Source organism: Cupriavidus sp. GW822-FHT03E04, from assembly GCF_058801495.1.
Genome location: NZ_JBXANI010000057.1, coordinates 1 through 16014 on the forward strand (window position 1 = coordinate 1; position 16014 = coordinate 16014).

At 69.8% G+C, this 16014-nt stretch carries 5 protein-coding genes; all 5 read right to left on the reverse strand.

The window, feature by feature from the left end; translation table 11 throughout:
- The coding region (locus tag AC1RQC_RS39925) for a condensation domain-containing protein (protein ID WP_492886796.1) at nucleotides 1-375 on the reverse strand (375 nt) is incomplete at its 3' end.
- A 5-nt stretch (nucleotides 376-380) separates the two neighbouring features.
- Nucleotides 381-3542 carry a non-ribosomal peptide synthetase gene (locus AC1RQC_RS39930; protein WP_492886798.1) on the reverse strand — a complete coding sequence of 1054 codons (3162 nt, stop codon included), beginning with the start codon at nucleotides 3540-3542 and terminating at the stop codon, nucleotides 381-383.
- A complete protein-coding gene (locus tag AC1RQC_RS39935) occupies nucleotides 3539-4594 on the reverse strand; it encodes a TauD/TfdA family dioxygenase (RefSeq protein WP_492886800.1) in 1056 nt (351 codons plus the stop codon). The genes AC1RQC_RS39930 and AC1RQC_RS39935 overlap by 4 nt, the downstream gene beginning before the upstream one ends.
- A gap of 61 nt (nucleotides 4595-4655) precedes the next feature.
- Entirely contained in the window at nucleotides 4656-12518 is a 7863-nt protein-coding gene (locus tag AC1RQC_RS39940) for an amino acid adenylation domain-containing protein (RefSeq protein ID WP_492886801.1), read from the reverse strand.
- A gap of 7 nt (nucleotides 12519-12525) precedes the next feature.
- The coding region (locus AC1RQC_RS39945; RefSeq protein ID WP_492886803.1) for an amino acid adenylation domain-containing protein at nucleotides 12526-16014 on the reverse strand (3489 nt) is incomplete at its 5' end.

Sequence of the window (16014 nt, forward strand, 5' to 3'; positions counted from 1 at the left end):
GACACTGTCCCTCACCACTTGTCCGGCCAATCCTTGCGCATCCGCGCGGAACACCGTGCGCAGCGATTCGTGCCGCGCCACCAGCGCTGCGAAGCTCTGCCGCAGCGCCACGTCGTCCAGGCGGCCACTGGCCCGCAGCCCGCCTGCCAGATGGTAGGCGGCACCGTGCGGGTTCAGTTGCCACAGGAACCACTGGCGCGATTGCGCATAGGACAGCGGCTCGGCCGTGTGGCGCGCGTACGGGACAATTGGCAGTCTCGCCGGCGTCAGCCCACGCGCGATCATCTTGCGCAATACGGTCTGGCGGACGTCCGGCGCCAGCGCCGACAAGCGGCGGGCGATGGCCTCCATCTCCGCCGCATTTTGCGTTTCCACGGCGCTCATCGGGTGCCCTCTGCCTCGGCCAGGATGTCCTCCATCGAAGCCAGCTCGTCGCGGCCCGTCTCCGTCAGCGCTTGCACCCTGGCCGTCAGTTCACGCAACGTGCCCGCTTCAAACAGTTCGCGCAGCGGCATATCGACCGACAACTGCTGCCGGATGCGGGCGGTAACCTGCGTGGCTAGCAGGGAATGCCCGCCCAGGTCGAAGAAGTTGTCGTCCAGTCCCACGTGCTCCACCTTGAGGATGGCCTCCCAGATCTGCGCCAGTGCGCGCTCGGCCGCGTTGCCGGGCGCGACGAAGGCGGGGCGCAGCCCCGTCTCGCCCAAGGCCAGTAGCGCCTGGCGGTCGACCTTGCCATTGGGCATGGCCGGCATGCGCTCTACCACGACGATACGGGCCGGCACCATGTAGGCGGGCAGGCACGCGCGCAGTTGCGCCTGCAGCGATTCGGCCAGTGCCGCCGCGCCAGCGCTGTCCACGTCGCTATCGGCCCTGACATAGGCCAGCAGCCGCGCCCCAAGATCCGCCTCATCATGGATCAACGCCACCGCCTCGCGCACCGCCTCGTGGGCAAGCAGGCTGGCCTCGATCTCGCCTAGTTCGATGCGGTGGCCGCGCAGCTTGACCTGGTTGTCGATCCGGCCAAGATACTCGATCTCGCCATCCGGCCGTTGCCGCACCAAGTCGCCGGTGCGATAAAGCCGCTCGCCGCTCGCGAACGGATCGGCGACGAAGCGCTGAGCCGTCAGGCCGGGCCGTGCGCGGTAGCCGCGGGTGATGCCGTCGCCGCCGATATACCACTCGCCTGGCATGCCGACGGGGCATAGTGCCAATTGCTCGTCGAGCACGTAGCCGCGCATCGATGGTATGGCACGGCCGATGGGAATGCGCGCCGCCACCATGCCGGGCACGACGCGAAACGCATTGGACCAGACGGTACCTTCGGTTGGCCCGTACTCGTTGACCAGCGCGGCATCGGGCACGCGGCGGCGGTGTGCCTGGACCAGGCCGGCATGGCAGGCTTCGCCCGCGACCACGGCGCAGCGCAGGCTGTCGCCGTCTTCCAGGCTGTCCAGGACCTGCTGGTAGAACGAAGGCAGCGCCAGCAGATGGGAGACCCGGTGCCGCGCGACCATCTGCGCGATGCGCACGGGGTCGCGGTGGGTGTCTTCGTCCGGAAGCACCAGCGTGCCGCCCTGCCCGAGCGTCCAGAAGATGCCTGCCACCGAGCTATCGAACGAGAACGAGGACAGCAGCAGGAAGCGCGAAACCCGCTCGCGGTAGAAGGTCGAGCGGGCCACGGTGGAGGCCACTGCGTTGGCATGGCTGACCATCACGGCCTTGGGCCGGCCGGTCGAACCCGAGGTATAGATCAGGTAGGCCAAGTTACCGCCGGTTACCGCCGGGCGCGCCGTGGACGGGATGGCCGCCTTGTCCCCGGATTCGTCGTCCACGCACAGCAGGTCCAGCCCGCGTCCGGCCCACTGCGCGCGCTCGCCGCGCCCGAGGATCAGGATCTGGATCTGCGCGTCCTCCAGCATCAGGGCAATGCGTTCGGCCGGATAAGCGGGGTCGAGCGGCAGGTAGGCGGCACCGCTTTTCATCACCGCCAGCATGGCGATGATGGCATCGGCCGAGCGACCCAGATGTACACCGATGACCTGTTCGGCGCCGGCGCCACGCGCCCGCAGGCGGCGTGCCAGCCGGCTGGCGCGATCATCCAGCTCGGCATAGCTCAGCCGCGCGTCGCCGCAGGCCACGGCCAGCGCTTGCGGTTCGCGCGTGGCCTGTGCCTCGAACAGCTGGTGCAGGTTGGCGCTGCGCGGTGCGCCGCAAGGCTGGCCGGCGCCGCCGAGAATCTGCGCGCGCTCCGTTTCACCTAGCATGGACCTGGCGTGCCAAGGCAACGCAGGATTGGCGCTCACGCCCTCCAGCAAGGTGGAGAACTGGCGCATCCAGGTGCGGAGTGTTTCCGGCGCGTGGGCGTCCGTGGCCGTCCAGCGCAGCGTCCACCCGCCCGGCGCCTCGATGCAGGCGCAATGCAAGTGCGCGTTGCCCGGGTCCGTGTCGACGCGCGTACAGGTCCAGCCACCGGGCAGTCCGGCGAGGCGCAAATGGGCGAATGCAAGCCCCTGTCGCAGCTTGCCGTTGCGTGCCAAGCTGTCGAGGAACGCGCCGGCGTCGAAGCACTCGTGCCAGGATTCGGCAGCTTCGAGCCGCTCGGCCACCGCCCGCACCAGAGCGTCCACGCTGGCGTGGGGATCGATCCGCGCGGATACCGGCAGTTGATTGACGAAGCAGCCCAGCGCACCGGCCAGTTCGTCCGCCCTGGCAACGCAGTGCCAATCGAAGGACACCTCATCGGTTTGCGCGATGCGCGCCACGAATCCCGCCCACAGGCCCGCCATCACCTTGTCGGAAGGCAGCGCCAGGCGTCGCGCCAGCGCGGTCACCGCGTGGACGGCCGCAGTGCTCAGGGCCAGCGTCTGCGTGGCGCCTGCGTGCCCGGCCGCCTCGTTTTCGAAAGGCAGGCGCAAGGCGGCGCCGGCGCTGGCTGCCTGCGCCTGCCAGTAGCGCGCGCCCTCCTGCCCGACATCGCTGGCGAACAGCTCGCCCTGCCAGGCGGCATAGTCGGCGTACTGCAGCACCTCGTCGCCGGTTGCCGGCGGCACTGATGACGCCGATGACGCAAGGCAATGCTCAAGGCAGGACGACATCAGTGCCTGCATGGCAGCCGCGTCCAGGCTGCCAGCGGGCGCAGCCAGCGCCACCCGCATCCGGCCCGCCGCGGACGTGGCCAGAGCCACGCCCAGCACCGGTCCGTCCTGCAGGCGTAGTGCCGCGCGCGCGGCGTGCATCAGCTGCTCGTCATCGGTGGCATCGGCCACATCTGCCAAGGGCCACGCGGGTGCCAGGCCAGGCATCACGGACTGCAAGGGATAGTGCAACCCCGCGACCGGACGGTACACCGTGCGCAGGATTTCATGCCGGGCGACCAGCCGGTCGAGCGCGCGGCGCAGTGCTGCGGGCGGGCAACCCTGGGCTGGCCCTTCGGCCAGCATCACCGTGGCCGGCGCGGCGCGTCCCGCATCCGGCACGTACGCTCCGCACTGTTGGGACGATAAGCCATAGCCTGCGAGTTCCTTGTCATGCGCGCTCATGCCGCACCTCCCAGTGCCAGTTCGGCACCACGGCAGGCCTGCGCCATGGCCACCATTACCCGGCGCGGCCCGCCGAAGGGCCCGCGCCCGTGCAGTGCCAGCATATTGTCGAGCATCAGGACATCCCCCTTTTTCCAGGGAAACTGCACCATCACGCTGCGGTATTGCGCCTGCAGGTGCTCGATGAACTCGGGCTCGATCGGTGTGCCGTCGCCATAGAAGGTGTTCTGCGGCAGGTCCTCGGCGGCGAATTCGCTGCGCAGTTGCGCGCGCACCACCGCCGGCAGGGTGAGTTCATGGAAGAAGGTGCCATGGTTGAACCACACCGCCTCGCCGGTGCCGGGATGACGCATCAACGCGGGCCCCACCTGGCGCGTGCGCAAGCGGTCGCCGCTCTTCCACTCCACGGTGATGCCCACGCCCTGGCAGTAGGACTCCACCGTGGCGCGGTCCGAGGTCTGGAACACGGTCTGCCAGGGCAGGCCAAAGCCTTCGCCGTAGTTGCGCACATACATAATGCCCTTGCGCTCGAACGCGGCGCGCACTTCCGGGCGGATGCCGCGCAGCAGCCTCCGGGTGCTGCCGATCGGGGTTTCACCGCCCGTCAGCGCGGGCGTATCGCAATACAGGAAGAGATGCAGCGGGAACACCGGCGAGTAGGAATGCTCGTTATGCGGGAAGATACTCTCCTGCGCGGGGTAGTCGGTCGAGGTGTAGACATTCAGGTCTTTGTGGATCTGGGTGCGCGGCGAGGCGCGGAACTTGTACTCCAGCGCGCCGCCGGAGACGCCGTCGATGCAGCGGTTGAACTCTTCGGCGCTCGCCACCGCGAAGCCGCGGAAGAGAATGGCGCCGTGCGCCAGGAGGCGCCGCTGGATGTCCTCGCGATGCGTGGCGGCCCACTCTGGAAAACGGACACCGGCGAGCTCTGGCTCGCACAGCGCCGGCAGGTCATCGGATTCGAACATGCGCTGCCAGCGCACCAGCTCCGCGCTGGCGCCGGCAACGGTCTGGCGCCGCACGCTGCCAAGTTTCGGCCTACCTGTGGTCATGGTCACGATAGCTACTCCTGTTCCTATTGCTGCTTTTGTTCGATGTCATGGAGGGCTTGGCTTACCGCGCCAGCGGCGCGGTACGCGGTTTCAGGCCGGTGCGCAGCCCGGCCAGCCGCCGCGCGCGCGCCTGCGCCTGTTGCGCGCTGGCCGCGTGCCGGCTCTGCGCCGCCACGGCGCGCAGTGTCTCGAGGCGCGCGGCGGGGTCGGCGATGCAGGCACGCAGCACGGCGACGATCTCTTCGCCGAGGCTGTCGATGGTCTGGTCGTCAAACACTTCGCGGTCATATTTGAGCGTGAGTTCGATGCGCTCGCCGGCCGCGGCGAAGCCCGCGATCAGGTCCAGCTCGGCCTCCTTGGCGCCCACCGGGTGGTCGGCGACCGCCAGCCCGGGCAGGGCAAATGCGGTCGCGGCATCCTCCTGGTAGAGCACCTTGACCTGGAACAGCGGCGCGCGGCCGCTGCGCCGGCCCACGCGCAGTGATTCCACCAGGCGGTCAAACGGCAGGTCCTGGTGGTCGGCGGCGTCCATCACGGTGCCGCGCAACTGCACCAGTAACGCCGCCAGCGTCGGCGGCGTTGCGCAATCGACCGGCAAAGCCACCTGGTTGACGAAGAAGCCGACTAGGCCTTCGGTCTCCTGGCGGTTACGGTTAGCCATGTCGGTGCCAACAAAAAACGCCGGCTGGCCGGAGCGCTGTGCCGTAACCAGGGCGAACGCGGCCAGCAGGACCATGAACGGCGTCGCGTGGTGCGCGTGGGCAAGCTTGCGCACGGCCACGGACAAACCGGCATCGAGGGACCTCACGGCAATGCCGCCGGGATACGCGCGTGCCGCCGGCAGGGCCTTGTCAGCGGGCAGCGCCAGTGCCGGTACGTCCGCCAACGTGGCCCGCCAGTACGCCAGTTGCCGCGCCATTTCACCGCCGTCCAGCCAGTTGCGTTGCCGGGCGGCGAAGTCAGCGTACTGCAGAGGCAAGGCGGGCAGGTCCGGGTCCTGGCCCGCCTGGCGTGCGGCGTAGGCATGGACGAACTCCCGCATCATCACGCCGATGGACCAGCCATCCGTCACAATGTGGTGCATCACCACCACCAGGATGTGCGCGTCGGGCGCCAGGCGCAGCAGGCTAACCCGCAGCAAAGGGCCCTGCTCCAGTGCGAACGGCTTGCGCGTCTGCGCTTCGATATGCGCGCGGGCCTGTTCGGCCCAGGCCGCTCCTTGACAAGCCAGGTCGGTGATCTCCACCTCAGGTTCGAAGGGCGCGCGGATGCGTTGCCATCCCTGCCCGTCCTGCTCGCAGAACACCGTGTGCAGGACCGCGTGGCGCGCGACCAGATGACCGAAGGCAAAGCGCAATGCCGTCAGGTCGAGCTCGCCGTCCAGGCGGAAAGCCGCCGGGATGTGGAAAGCCGCGCTCTGCGGATCCAGCTTCCACAGGAACCACAGCCGCTGCTGGGCATGGGACAAGGGCCGCAGATCGCCGCCCGCTGGCATGGGGGCAAACACGGGCCCGGCATGCGCGGGCATGTCGCCCGCCTGCTGTGTGCGCAGCGCCGCGGCGAAGCGGTGCAGCTCCGGGAATTCGAACACCTGCCGCAGCGGGAATGCCAGGCCCAGCGTCTTCCTGATGCGGGAGGCCACCTGTGTGGCCAGCAGGGAATGGCCGCCGAGCGCAAAGAAATGATCGTTGCGCCCGACGCGCGCGACGCCCAGCACCTCCGACCAGATCGCCGCCACGGCGGCTTCCCTGTCGCCTTGGGGCGCTTCATAGGCCTCCGTGCTGCCGGCATCCGGCGCCGGCAGCGCGTTGCGATCCACCTTGCCGTTGCCGTTCAGGGGCAATGCGGCCAGCACCACGATCGCGCTGGGCACCATGTACTCCGGCAGGCTGGCGCCAAGCCGGGCACGCAGCGCTTGCGCGTCGAGCTCGTCGCCGTGGGCCGAGACATAGGCCACCAGCCGCGCGCCCGCCGCCGCGACGCTGGCCACCACCACCGCTTCGCGCACCTCGGGTTGCCTGAGCAGATGCGCCTCGATCTCCCCAAGCTCAATGCGAAAGCCCCGGATCTTCACCTGGTGATCGATCCGTCCGAGGTATTCCAGCTGCCCGTCCGCCCGCCAGCGCACCAGGTCGCCAGTACGGTACAGCCTGCCCCCCTCGCCGTCAAAGGGATCGGCCACGAAGCGCTCGGCCGTCAGCGCAGCCCGCGCCGCGTAGCCGCGCGCCAGCCCCGCGCCGCCCAGGTAGAGCTCGCCGGGCACGCCGGGCGGCACGGCTTGCAGGCTGTCATCCAGCACCAGGAGCCGGGTGTCCGCGATGGCCCCGCCAACGCCGGGCGCATCGCCCTGTACGCGCGCGGCGGCCGACCAGATGGTGGCTTCGGTCGGGCCGTACATATTCCACAGGTCCACGCCGAGCGCCTTCAGGTCGCGCGCCAGGTCGGGTTGCAGCGCCTCCCCGCCGCACAGGCCCTTGAAGCCGCGCAGGGGCGTCCGCGGCCAGCCGCCGGCACGCAGCATGCGCCAGCCCGCCGGGGTGGACTGCAGCGCGGTGGCGCCGCTGTCCTCGACCAGCCGGGCCAGCGCCGCGCCATCGCGCGCGGTGTCCCGGCCGGCCAGCACGATACGGGCGCCAACGGTAAGCGGCAGGTATAGCTCCAGCGCCGCGATGTCGAACGACAGCGAGGTCACGGCCACCAGCGTATCGTCGGCGACCAGGCCCGGCGCGCGCTGCATGCTCAGGAGGAAATGGCTCAGCGCGTGGTGACGCACCATCACCCCTTTGGGCCGGCCGGTGGAGCCGGAGGTGAAGATGGCATAGGCCAGGCTGTCGCCATGGACCGGCACGGCGGGGTCGTGGACGGGCCCCGCGCCAAGGTCCAGCGTGTCGAGTTCAAGCGTGGGCAATCCTGCCGGCGCCGCTGGTACGCCTGCGCCCTGCGTGAGCAGCAGCCGGATGCCGCTGTCCTGCGCCATATACGCCAGCCGATCGGCCGGGTAGGCCGGGTCGAGCGGCACGTAGGCGGCGCCCGTTTTCAGGATGCCCAGCAAGCCCACCACCATCTCGATCGAGCGCCCTGCCGCGATGCCCACCCTGGCTTCCGGGCCAATGCCCAGCGCGATCAGGCGGTGAGCCAGCCGGTTGGCGCGCGCATTGAGCTCGGCGTAGCCCAGCGCCTGTGCGCCAAACACCAGCGCCGTGGCCTGTGGCGTGCGGCGCGCCTGCTGCTCGATCAGCTGGTGCACCGGCAGCGCCTCGGCGTAGCGCTGCGCGTTGACGCCCCACTCCCGAAGCTGGCGCGCCTGTGTGCTGTCCCGCAAGTCGATGTCGCCCAGTGCCTGCCCGGGGTGGCTGGCCAGCGCCTGCAGCAGGATCAGGTAGTGATCCGCCAAGCTCGCGATGGTGGCTGCCTCGAACAATTCCCGCGCGTAGCTGAAGCTCGCCACGAGCTGGCCGCCCGGTAGCTCCGCCGTGTCCAGCGTCAATTCGAACTGCGCGGCCTGGTCGCCCAGCGCATAGCGCTCCAGCGCCAGCCCAGGCAATTGCGCCAGTGCCCGGTAGTCCTCGCGCTGGTGGTTGTACATCACCTGGAACAGCGGGCTATGGCCCAGGCTCCGATCCGGCTGCAGGGCCTCCACCAGTTGTTCGAAGGGCAGGTCCTGATGCGCCTGCGCGCCCAGCGCCGCTTCCTTGGTCTGGCTCAGCACCTCGGACAACGTCATGCGCCCGTCGAGCAAGCCACTGAGCACCTGGGTATTGACGAACAGGCCCACAACGCCCTCGGTTTCTACGCGGTGGCGGTTGGCCACCGGCACGCCCACGCGAATCACTGGCTGGCCCGTGTAGCGGTACAGCAGCGTTTGCCAGCCGGCCAGCAATGCCATGAACAGGCTGGCGCCTTCGGCTTGCGCGCGCTGGCCCAGCGCCTGCACCAGACTGGCCGGCAGCGCCATCTCGTGGCGGGCCACGCGATAGCCACCGGGGCGCCGCGGATGGTCGCTGGCAAGTTGCAACACCGGCTGCGACGTTCCCAACCGGGCCTTCCAGTAGCCGAGCTGGCGCTCGCGTTCTCCGGCTTCGAGCCAGGTCCGCTGCCAGGCGGCGTAGTCGGTGTACTGGATCGGCAAGGCCGGCAGCACAGGCTCCTGCCCTTGCAGCCGCGCACGGTATTGCGCCACAAATTCGTCGACCACCAGCTGCATCGACCAGCCGTCCGACACGATGTGGTGCATCACGACTATCAGGATGTGCTCGGCGGCCGCGACACGCAGCAGCGCAACGCGCAGCGGCGGCGCCCCGGCTAGGTCGAATGGCGTCTCGGCCAGCCCCCGGGCTTCCTGCCAGGCACGCGCTTCACGCTCGCCGGCCGGCAGCGCCGCAAAGTCGGTCAGGGATACCTCGGGCATGTGGTGTGGCAGCACCTGTTGCGTGGCTACGCCCTCGGCGTCCGCGGGGAACACCGTGCGCAACGCCTCATGGCGCGCCACCAGCGCGGCAAAGCTGCCGCGCAGGGCGTCCAGGTCCAGCGCGCCTTTGAGCCGCAGCGCCCCCGCGATGTGGTACGCCGTGCTACCGGGATCCAGTTGCCACAGGAACCACTGGCGTGCCTGCGCGTAGGACAACGCCAGCGGCAAGGCCCGTTGCGCGGCATCGAGGACCGGCATGGCCGCTGCCGGCACCGGCGCGGAACCGTTGGCCGGTGCCACCGACGCAGCCAGCGCAGCCACGCTCTGGCGCTCGAACAACTGCCGCGGCGCCAGCTTGATGCCAGCCTTGCGCGCGCGGGCCACCACCTTCAGGCTCAAGATGGAGTCGCCACCCAGCGCGAAGAAATTGTCATCGCGGCCAACGCGCGGCAGGCCCAGCACTTCGGCCCAGATCGCCGCCAGGGTGGCTTCGGTCTCACCTTGCGGCACGGCATAGGCGAGACCGCCAGCCAGCTCAGGCACCGGCAGCGCCCTCCGGTCCACCTTGCCGTTGGCGTTCAGGGGCAAGGCTTCCAGCACCATGATCGCCGCCGGCACCATGTACTCGGGCAACCGTTCCCCGAGCGCATGGCGCAAGGCTTCGCCATCGAGGCTGGCACCGGCTGCCGGCACGACGTAGCCATGCAGAATGGTCTGGCCGTCGTGGTTCTCCCGGCAGATCACTTCGGCCTGCGCCAAGCCGGGTTGTTGCAGCAGCGACTGCGCGACCTCCCTGAGTTCAACGCGGAACCCGCGCACTTTGACCTGGTCATCGATCCGCCCGAGGAATTCCAGGCTACCGTCCTCCAGCATCCGTACGCAATCTCCGCTGCGGTACAGCCGTTCGCCGGGTGCGAAAGGACTCGCCACGAAGCGCTCGGCGGTCTGCGCGGCGCGGCCCTGGTAGCCGCGCGCCAGCCCCGCGCCGCCCAGGTACAACTCGCCCGCCGCGCCCTGCGGCACGGGATCCAGGCCGGCATCGAGCACATGGATGGCGCAGTTGGGCAAAGGCCGCCCGATCGGCAGCATGACGGCCTTGCGCGGCGCCGTGCCGCCGTCCTGCATGACAATGCCCACAGTGGCCTCGGTTGGCCCATAGTGATTGAACACCCGCGTCTGCGCGCGCAACCCGGCCAGGCGATCGAGCAGCGCCCAGCGCGTGGCCTCGCCGCCCAGCACAAGCTGCCGGTGCGGCAGCACATCGGCAGGCTTGCCGGCGTTGAGCAAGGCTTGCAGGTGGCTGGGCACGATCTTGAGCACATCCACCCGGTGACGGCGCATATAGTCCGCGAAGCCATCGGGGTCGAAGGCGCGCTCGGCTGAGATCAGGTGCAGCAAGCGGCCGGCGCACAGCGCGCCGAACAGCACGGTGTGTCCCAGGTCGGCTGCCACGGTGGACACCAGCGCCATGCTGGTGGCGTCCTGCGGCAAGGCGAGCCGGGCCAGCACGCCCTGTACATAGTTGGCCAGCGCGCCGCGATCGACAGCGACGCCCTTCGGCTGCCCCGTGGAGCCGGAGGTATAGATGACGTAGGCCGTCTGGCGCGGGTTCGGCGCGTGCAACACTGGCGCGCGCAGCGCGGGAGCCGACGGCGCCAGCGGCAACACGGGAATCCCCGGCGCCCATGCCGGCTCGCCGGCGCTCAGTAGCAGCGCCATGCCGCTGTCGTGCACCTGGTAGGCCAGCCGCGCCGGCGGCAAAGCCGGGTCCAGCGGCACATAGACACCGCCCGCCTTGAGCACGGCCAGCAGGCCGGCCACCAGATCGATCGAGCGCGCGGCGTGCACGCCCACGCGGACCTCCGGCCCGACGCCGCGCGCAAGCAGTTGCGCGGCCAGTGCGTCCGCCCGTGCATCGAGCGCGGCGCGCGTGAGGACTTCATCCTCATACCGCAGCGCGGGCGCTGCGCCGGCCGCGGCTACGCTGCGCGACCAGCACGCGAGCACGTCGTCTGCGCCGCTGCGGGGCACGGTCTCGCCCGCCGCCTGCGATGGCACCACGGCGGGCAGCAGTTCGATCAGCGGCTGGCCCGGCGCTGCGGCCGCACGCTGCGCCATCTCCGCCAGCAGCGTGGCCATGCGGGCCACCGTGGACGGCTCGAAGACATCCAACGCATAGACGAACTCGCAGTCGATCGTGGTGTCCTTCGCGGTGAAATCCAGGCTCAGGTCAAAGTGGGCGTGCACGGCCTGCTCGGCACATGTGTCGAGCGCCAGGCCACCGAAGGCGGCAGGATCGGCGGCCTCCTGTTGTTCCGCGCACTTGACCTGGAACAAGGGATGGACGCCGGCCTCGCGCTCGCCGGCCAGCGTGGAGACGAGCAGGTCGAACGGGCAATCGGCATGGGCATGGGCGTCGAGCACGGTCTCGCGCACCGCCGCCAGCAAGGCCTGGAAGCTGGCGCGCGGATCCACCTGCGTGCGCAGCACCAGCACATTGGTCAGGTAGCCCACCAGCCCGTGCGTCTCCGCCCGGCTGCGGTTGGCCACCGGCGAGCCGATGCGGATATCGCCGGCGCCGCTGGTGCGCGCCAGCACCAGCTTGAACAATGCCAGCATCACCATGAACACCGTGCTGCCGTTCGACTCCGCCAGCCGGCGCACGTCGGCCGCCACCGCACCGGACAGTGCGATGCGGTGCTGCCCACCAGCGTCGCTGCGCGACGCCGGGCGCGGGCGGTCCAGCGGCAGCGGCATCGCGACGGGGGCAGCGCTGCCCAGGCGTTGCTTCCAGAACGCCAGTTGCCGCTCGATCTCGCCCGCCGCGGTCCATTCACGCTGCCAGGTGGCGTAGTCCGCGAACTGGATCGGCAGATCCGGCAGATCCGGCGCCCGCCCCGCCGCGCGCGCCGCGTAAAGCGCGCCCAGGTCCCGTACCAGCACCGACTCGGACCAGCCATCCGCGGCGATGTGATGGGCCACGATCGACAGCCAGTGCGTCTGCGCGTCGATGCGCAGCAGTGCCAACCGCCACACCGGGCCGGCCTCCAGGTCGAAAGGCTGCCGGGCCTGCTCCCGCGCCCATGCCTGCGACCGGGTCTCGCGCTCACCGTGCGGCACGGCCGTCAGGTCATACAGCACCAGCGGCACCGGGCTGGCGGGCTGCACCACTTGCAGCAGTTCGCCACCGGCATCCATCCGGAACACCGTGCGCAGCACTTCATGACGCCGGACCAGGTCCTGTACGGCGGCGTCCAGGGCATTGGCGTCGAGCGCGCCGCCCAGCACCAGCGTGCCGGCCATGTTGTAGGCGGCGCTGTGCGGCGCCATGCGCCAGGTTAGCCAGAGCCCGCGTTGCGCGTAAGAGGCGGGCAACGGCTCGTCGCGCCGGAACGGCACGATGGGCAGGGCGGAGGCGTCCATGCCCTGCTCCGCCAGGCGCCGCAGCAAGCCCAGGCGCTGTGTCCTGGGCAGTGCTGCCAGGCGTTCGGCGAGTCGGTGCGTCTCGGTTTGCATAGGTCGTTTATTCCAGTTCGGTAAGCAGCGCGTCGATGGCTGCGAGTTGCTCGGCGCGTTGCCGCGCCTGTTGGTCCGGTGCCGGCTGCGCCAGCGCCAGCCCGGCCAGCGTCGGCGCCGTAAACACCGCGCGCAACGGCAGCTCCAGCCCGTGGCGTTGCCGCGCCAGCGCGGCCACCTCCATCACATTGAGCGAGTGGCCGCCGAGTTCGATGAAGTTGTCGTGGCGGCCGATGCGCGCTATGCCAAGCACTTCCGACCAGATCGCCGCCAGCGCTTGTTCCACTTCGCCTTGCGGCGGCGCATAGGCTTGCGCGCTGGCCGGCGCCGGCTCGGGCAGCGCCTTGCGGTCCAGCTTGCCGTTAGCGTTGAGCGGCAGCGCATCGAGCACCGCGATCGCGCTCGGCACCATGTAGTCCGGCAACGTCCTGGCCAGTTGCGCGCGCAGCGCGCCCGTGTCGAGCCCATCCCCGCTGGCCGCGCAAACGTAGGCAACCAGGAGCGGCCCGGACGGTCCGGGTCGGGCGACCACCACCGCCTCGCGCACAGGCGCCTGCGCCAGCAGTTGCGCCTCGATCTCGCCGAGTTCGATGCGCAGGCCGCGAATCTTCACCTGGTGGTCCAGGCGGCCCAGGTACTCCAGTTGTCCATCCGCGCGCCAGCGCACCAGATCGCCCGTGCGATACAGCCGGGCGCCATCGGCGAAAGGATCCGTGACGAAGCGCTCGCTGGTCAGCCCCGGCCGGTCCAGGTAGCCACGGGCCAGCCCGGCGCCGCCGAGGTACAGCTCGCCCGGCGTGCCCGGCGGCACCGGGTTGAGATCCGCATCCAGCACGTGGGTCCGGGTGCCGGCGATGGGCTGCCCGATCGCGACGTGGTTCAGGCCGTCTGGCCGGCAACGCCAGTGGGTGACGTCGATGGCCGCTTCGGTGGGGCCGTACAGGTTGTAGAGCGCCGCTTGCGGCAGCCGCGCAAAGAGCTGGGCCTGCAGTTCCGCTGGCAGCGCCTCGCCGCTGCAAACCACGCGCCGCAGGCTGGTGCAGCCGGCGGCACCGTCGTGGGCCAGGAAGGCCTGCAACATGGAGGGCACAAAATGGATGGTGCTGACCTGATGCTGGCGAATCAGCGCCGTCAGGCGCGCCGGGTCGCGGTGGTCGCCCGGTTGTGCCAGCACCAGCCGGGCACCTTCCATCAGCGGCCAGAAGAACTCCCACACCGAGACATCGAAGCCGAACGGCGTCTTTTGCAGCACGGTGTCGGCCGCGTCCAGCCCGTAGGCGTCCTGCATCCAGTCCAGCCGGTTGGACAGCGCGGCGTGGCGGTTGGCCGCGCCCTTGGGCCGGCCGGTGGACCCGGAGGTGTAGATCACATAGGCCAGGCTGTCGCCATGCGACGGCACGCCCGGGTTGTGGTCGGGCTCGCCGGACAGGTCCAGCGTATCGAGTGTCAGCGTGGCCAGGCCCGACTGTGGCGCGCGCAGGTGGCTTTGCGTCAGCAGCAGCGCGATGCCGCTGTCTTGCGCCATATAGGCTAGCCGTTCGGCCGGATAGTCCGGGTCCAGCGGCACATAGGCGGCGCCAGCCTTCAGGATCCCCAGCAATCCCACCACCATCTCGATAGAGCGCTCCATTGCGATGCCCACCCGTGTCTCGGGCCCAGCGCCCCGCGCGATCAGGTGATGGGCCACGCGGTTCGCGCTGGAATTCAGCGCCGCATAGCTCAGCGTGGCGGTGCCATGACACACCGCAACCGCCAGCGGCCGCGCCAGCGCCTGGCGCTCGATGCGCTGGTGCACCGGCCCGGCGTCGGGATAGCGCTGGTGGTTCTCGCCCCAGGCGCACAGGTCCGCGCGTTCCTGCGTGGTGCGCAAGTCCAGATTGCCGAGCAACGCGCCAGCTGGCGCATCGAGCGCATCGAGCAACGCCTGCAAGGCGCCCGACACGTAGTCGCACAGACGCTGCGGTGCGACCGATCGGTCCGCTTGCGCGACCAGCGCGAAGTCCTGTCCGAGATCGTCCACGGTCAGCGTGAAGGGATAGTTGGTCCGCTCCTCTTCCTGCAGCACGGCCACGCCGTCCCAGGCCAGTTCCGCCCCTTCAGGCGTGCTGTAGCGATAGTTCAGCAAAGTGGAAAACAGCGGCGTGCCCACCGGCAAGGCACTGCAGCGCTGGGCCAGCATCAGGCTGGCATGCTCGTGGTACAGCAGGCCGGCCAGGCCGGCATGCGTTCGCGCCAGGCAGTGCGCGGCGTCCTGGCCGCGCATGTCGACGCGCAGCGGCAGCGTATTGATGAACATGCCGAACGCGTTCTCGATGCCGGCACCGCCTTGCATGCGCCCGAAAAGCACGGTGCCGAACACCACGTCGTCCCTGCCCGTGGTCTTGGCCAGGACCATGGCCCAGGCCAGGTGAAAGAAGGCTGCGGCCGAAACGCCCCTGGCCTTGGCCTGCTGGCGCAGCCGCGAGGCCAGTTCCGTGGCCAGCGTGGTGCGCGCTTCCCGCACCCCCGCGCCACTGCCTTGCACGTCCAGCACGCCGAAGGGGATGGTCGGCGCGTCCACGTCGCCCAGCATGGCCTGGAAGAAAGCCTGGTGCTCGTTCACGCCGACGCCCAGCCGCGCCCGCGCCACGAAATCGCGGAACGGCACGGGCTCGGCCAGCTCGCTCGCGCGGCCTTGCTGGATCCGCGCCACTTCCCCGACCAGCAGGTCCTGCGTAACGTGGTCCAGCACCAGGTGGTGGCTGGACAACTGCATCAGCCAGCAACCGTTGGCGGCATCGTGCAGGGCCAGTGCGCGGATCAGCGGCGCCCGGCGCACGTCGATGCGATAACCGTTGACATCGACCAGCTCGCGCAGCCGCGCGCCCGCGTCGCCGCCGCCGTGCTCCGGCCACTCAATGGACAAGACCGCTTGCCTGCAAACCACCTGCAGCGGCTCCGGCAAGCCCTCCCAGAGCACGGCGGTGCGCAAGATATCGTGGCGCGCGATGACCCGGTTAAGGCTATCGACAAAGCCGCACAAGCGTGCCCTGGTGTCGAAACGCAGCAGGCAGGGCGTAATGTACGGATCGCCCTCCGGTTGCAGCAGGTAGTGGAACAAGATGCCTTCCTGCAAAGGCGCCAGCGGATAGATGTCCTGGATATTGGCAGCGCCGCCGGGGATCGCGCCCACAATGCGCTGGATCTGCCCGGCATCGAGGCGCGCCAGCGTGAGCATATCGGGCGTGATGGCGGTGCAGCCTTCCGGGATCCCGTTGGCGGGTACGATCACCGCGCGGGAGGTGCCGCACTCGCCCCGCGCCTTGGCGAAGGCCCGCGCGAAGGCGGCGAGCTGCGGGTACTGGAACAGGGTTCGCACCGCCGTGGCATAGCCGGCCTGGCGCAGGCGCTCCAGCAAGCGGATAGCCAGCAGAGAGTGGCCGCCGAGCGCGAAGAAGTTGTCGTTGCGACCGACGCGGGCCAGGCCTAGCACTTCGGCCCAGATCGCCGCCAGCGT

Bases quoted from the DNA above. Each gene is read 5' to 3' on its own strand.
- AC1RQC_RS39930 (WP_492886798.1), bottom strand. From the start codon at position 3,542: ATGAGCGCGCATGACAAGGAACTCGCAGGCTATGGCTTATCGTCCCAA.
- AC1RQC_RS39935 (WP_492886800.1), bottom strand. From the start codon at position 4,594: ATGACCACAGGTAGGCCGAAACTTGGCAGCGTGCGGCGCCAGACCGTT.
- AC1RQC_RS39940 (WP_492886801.1), bottom strand. From the start codon at position 12,518: ATGCAAACCGAGACGCACCGACTCGCCGAACGCCTGGCAGCACTGCCC.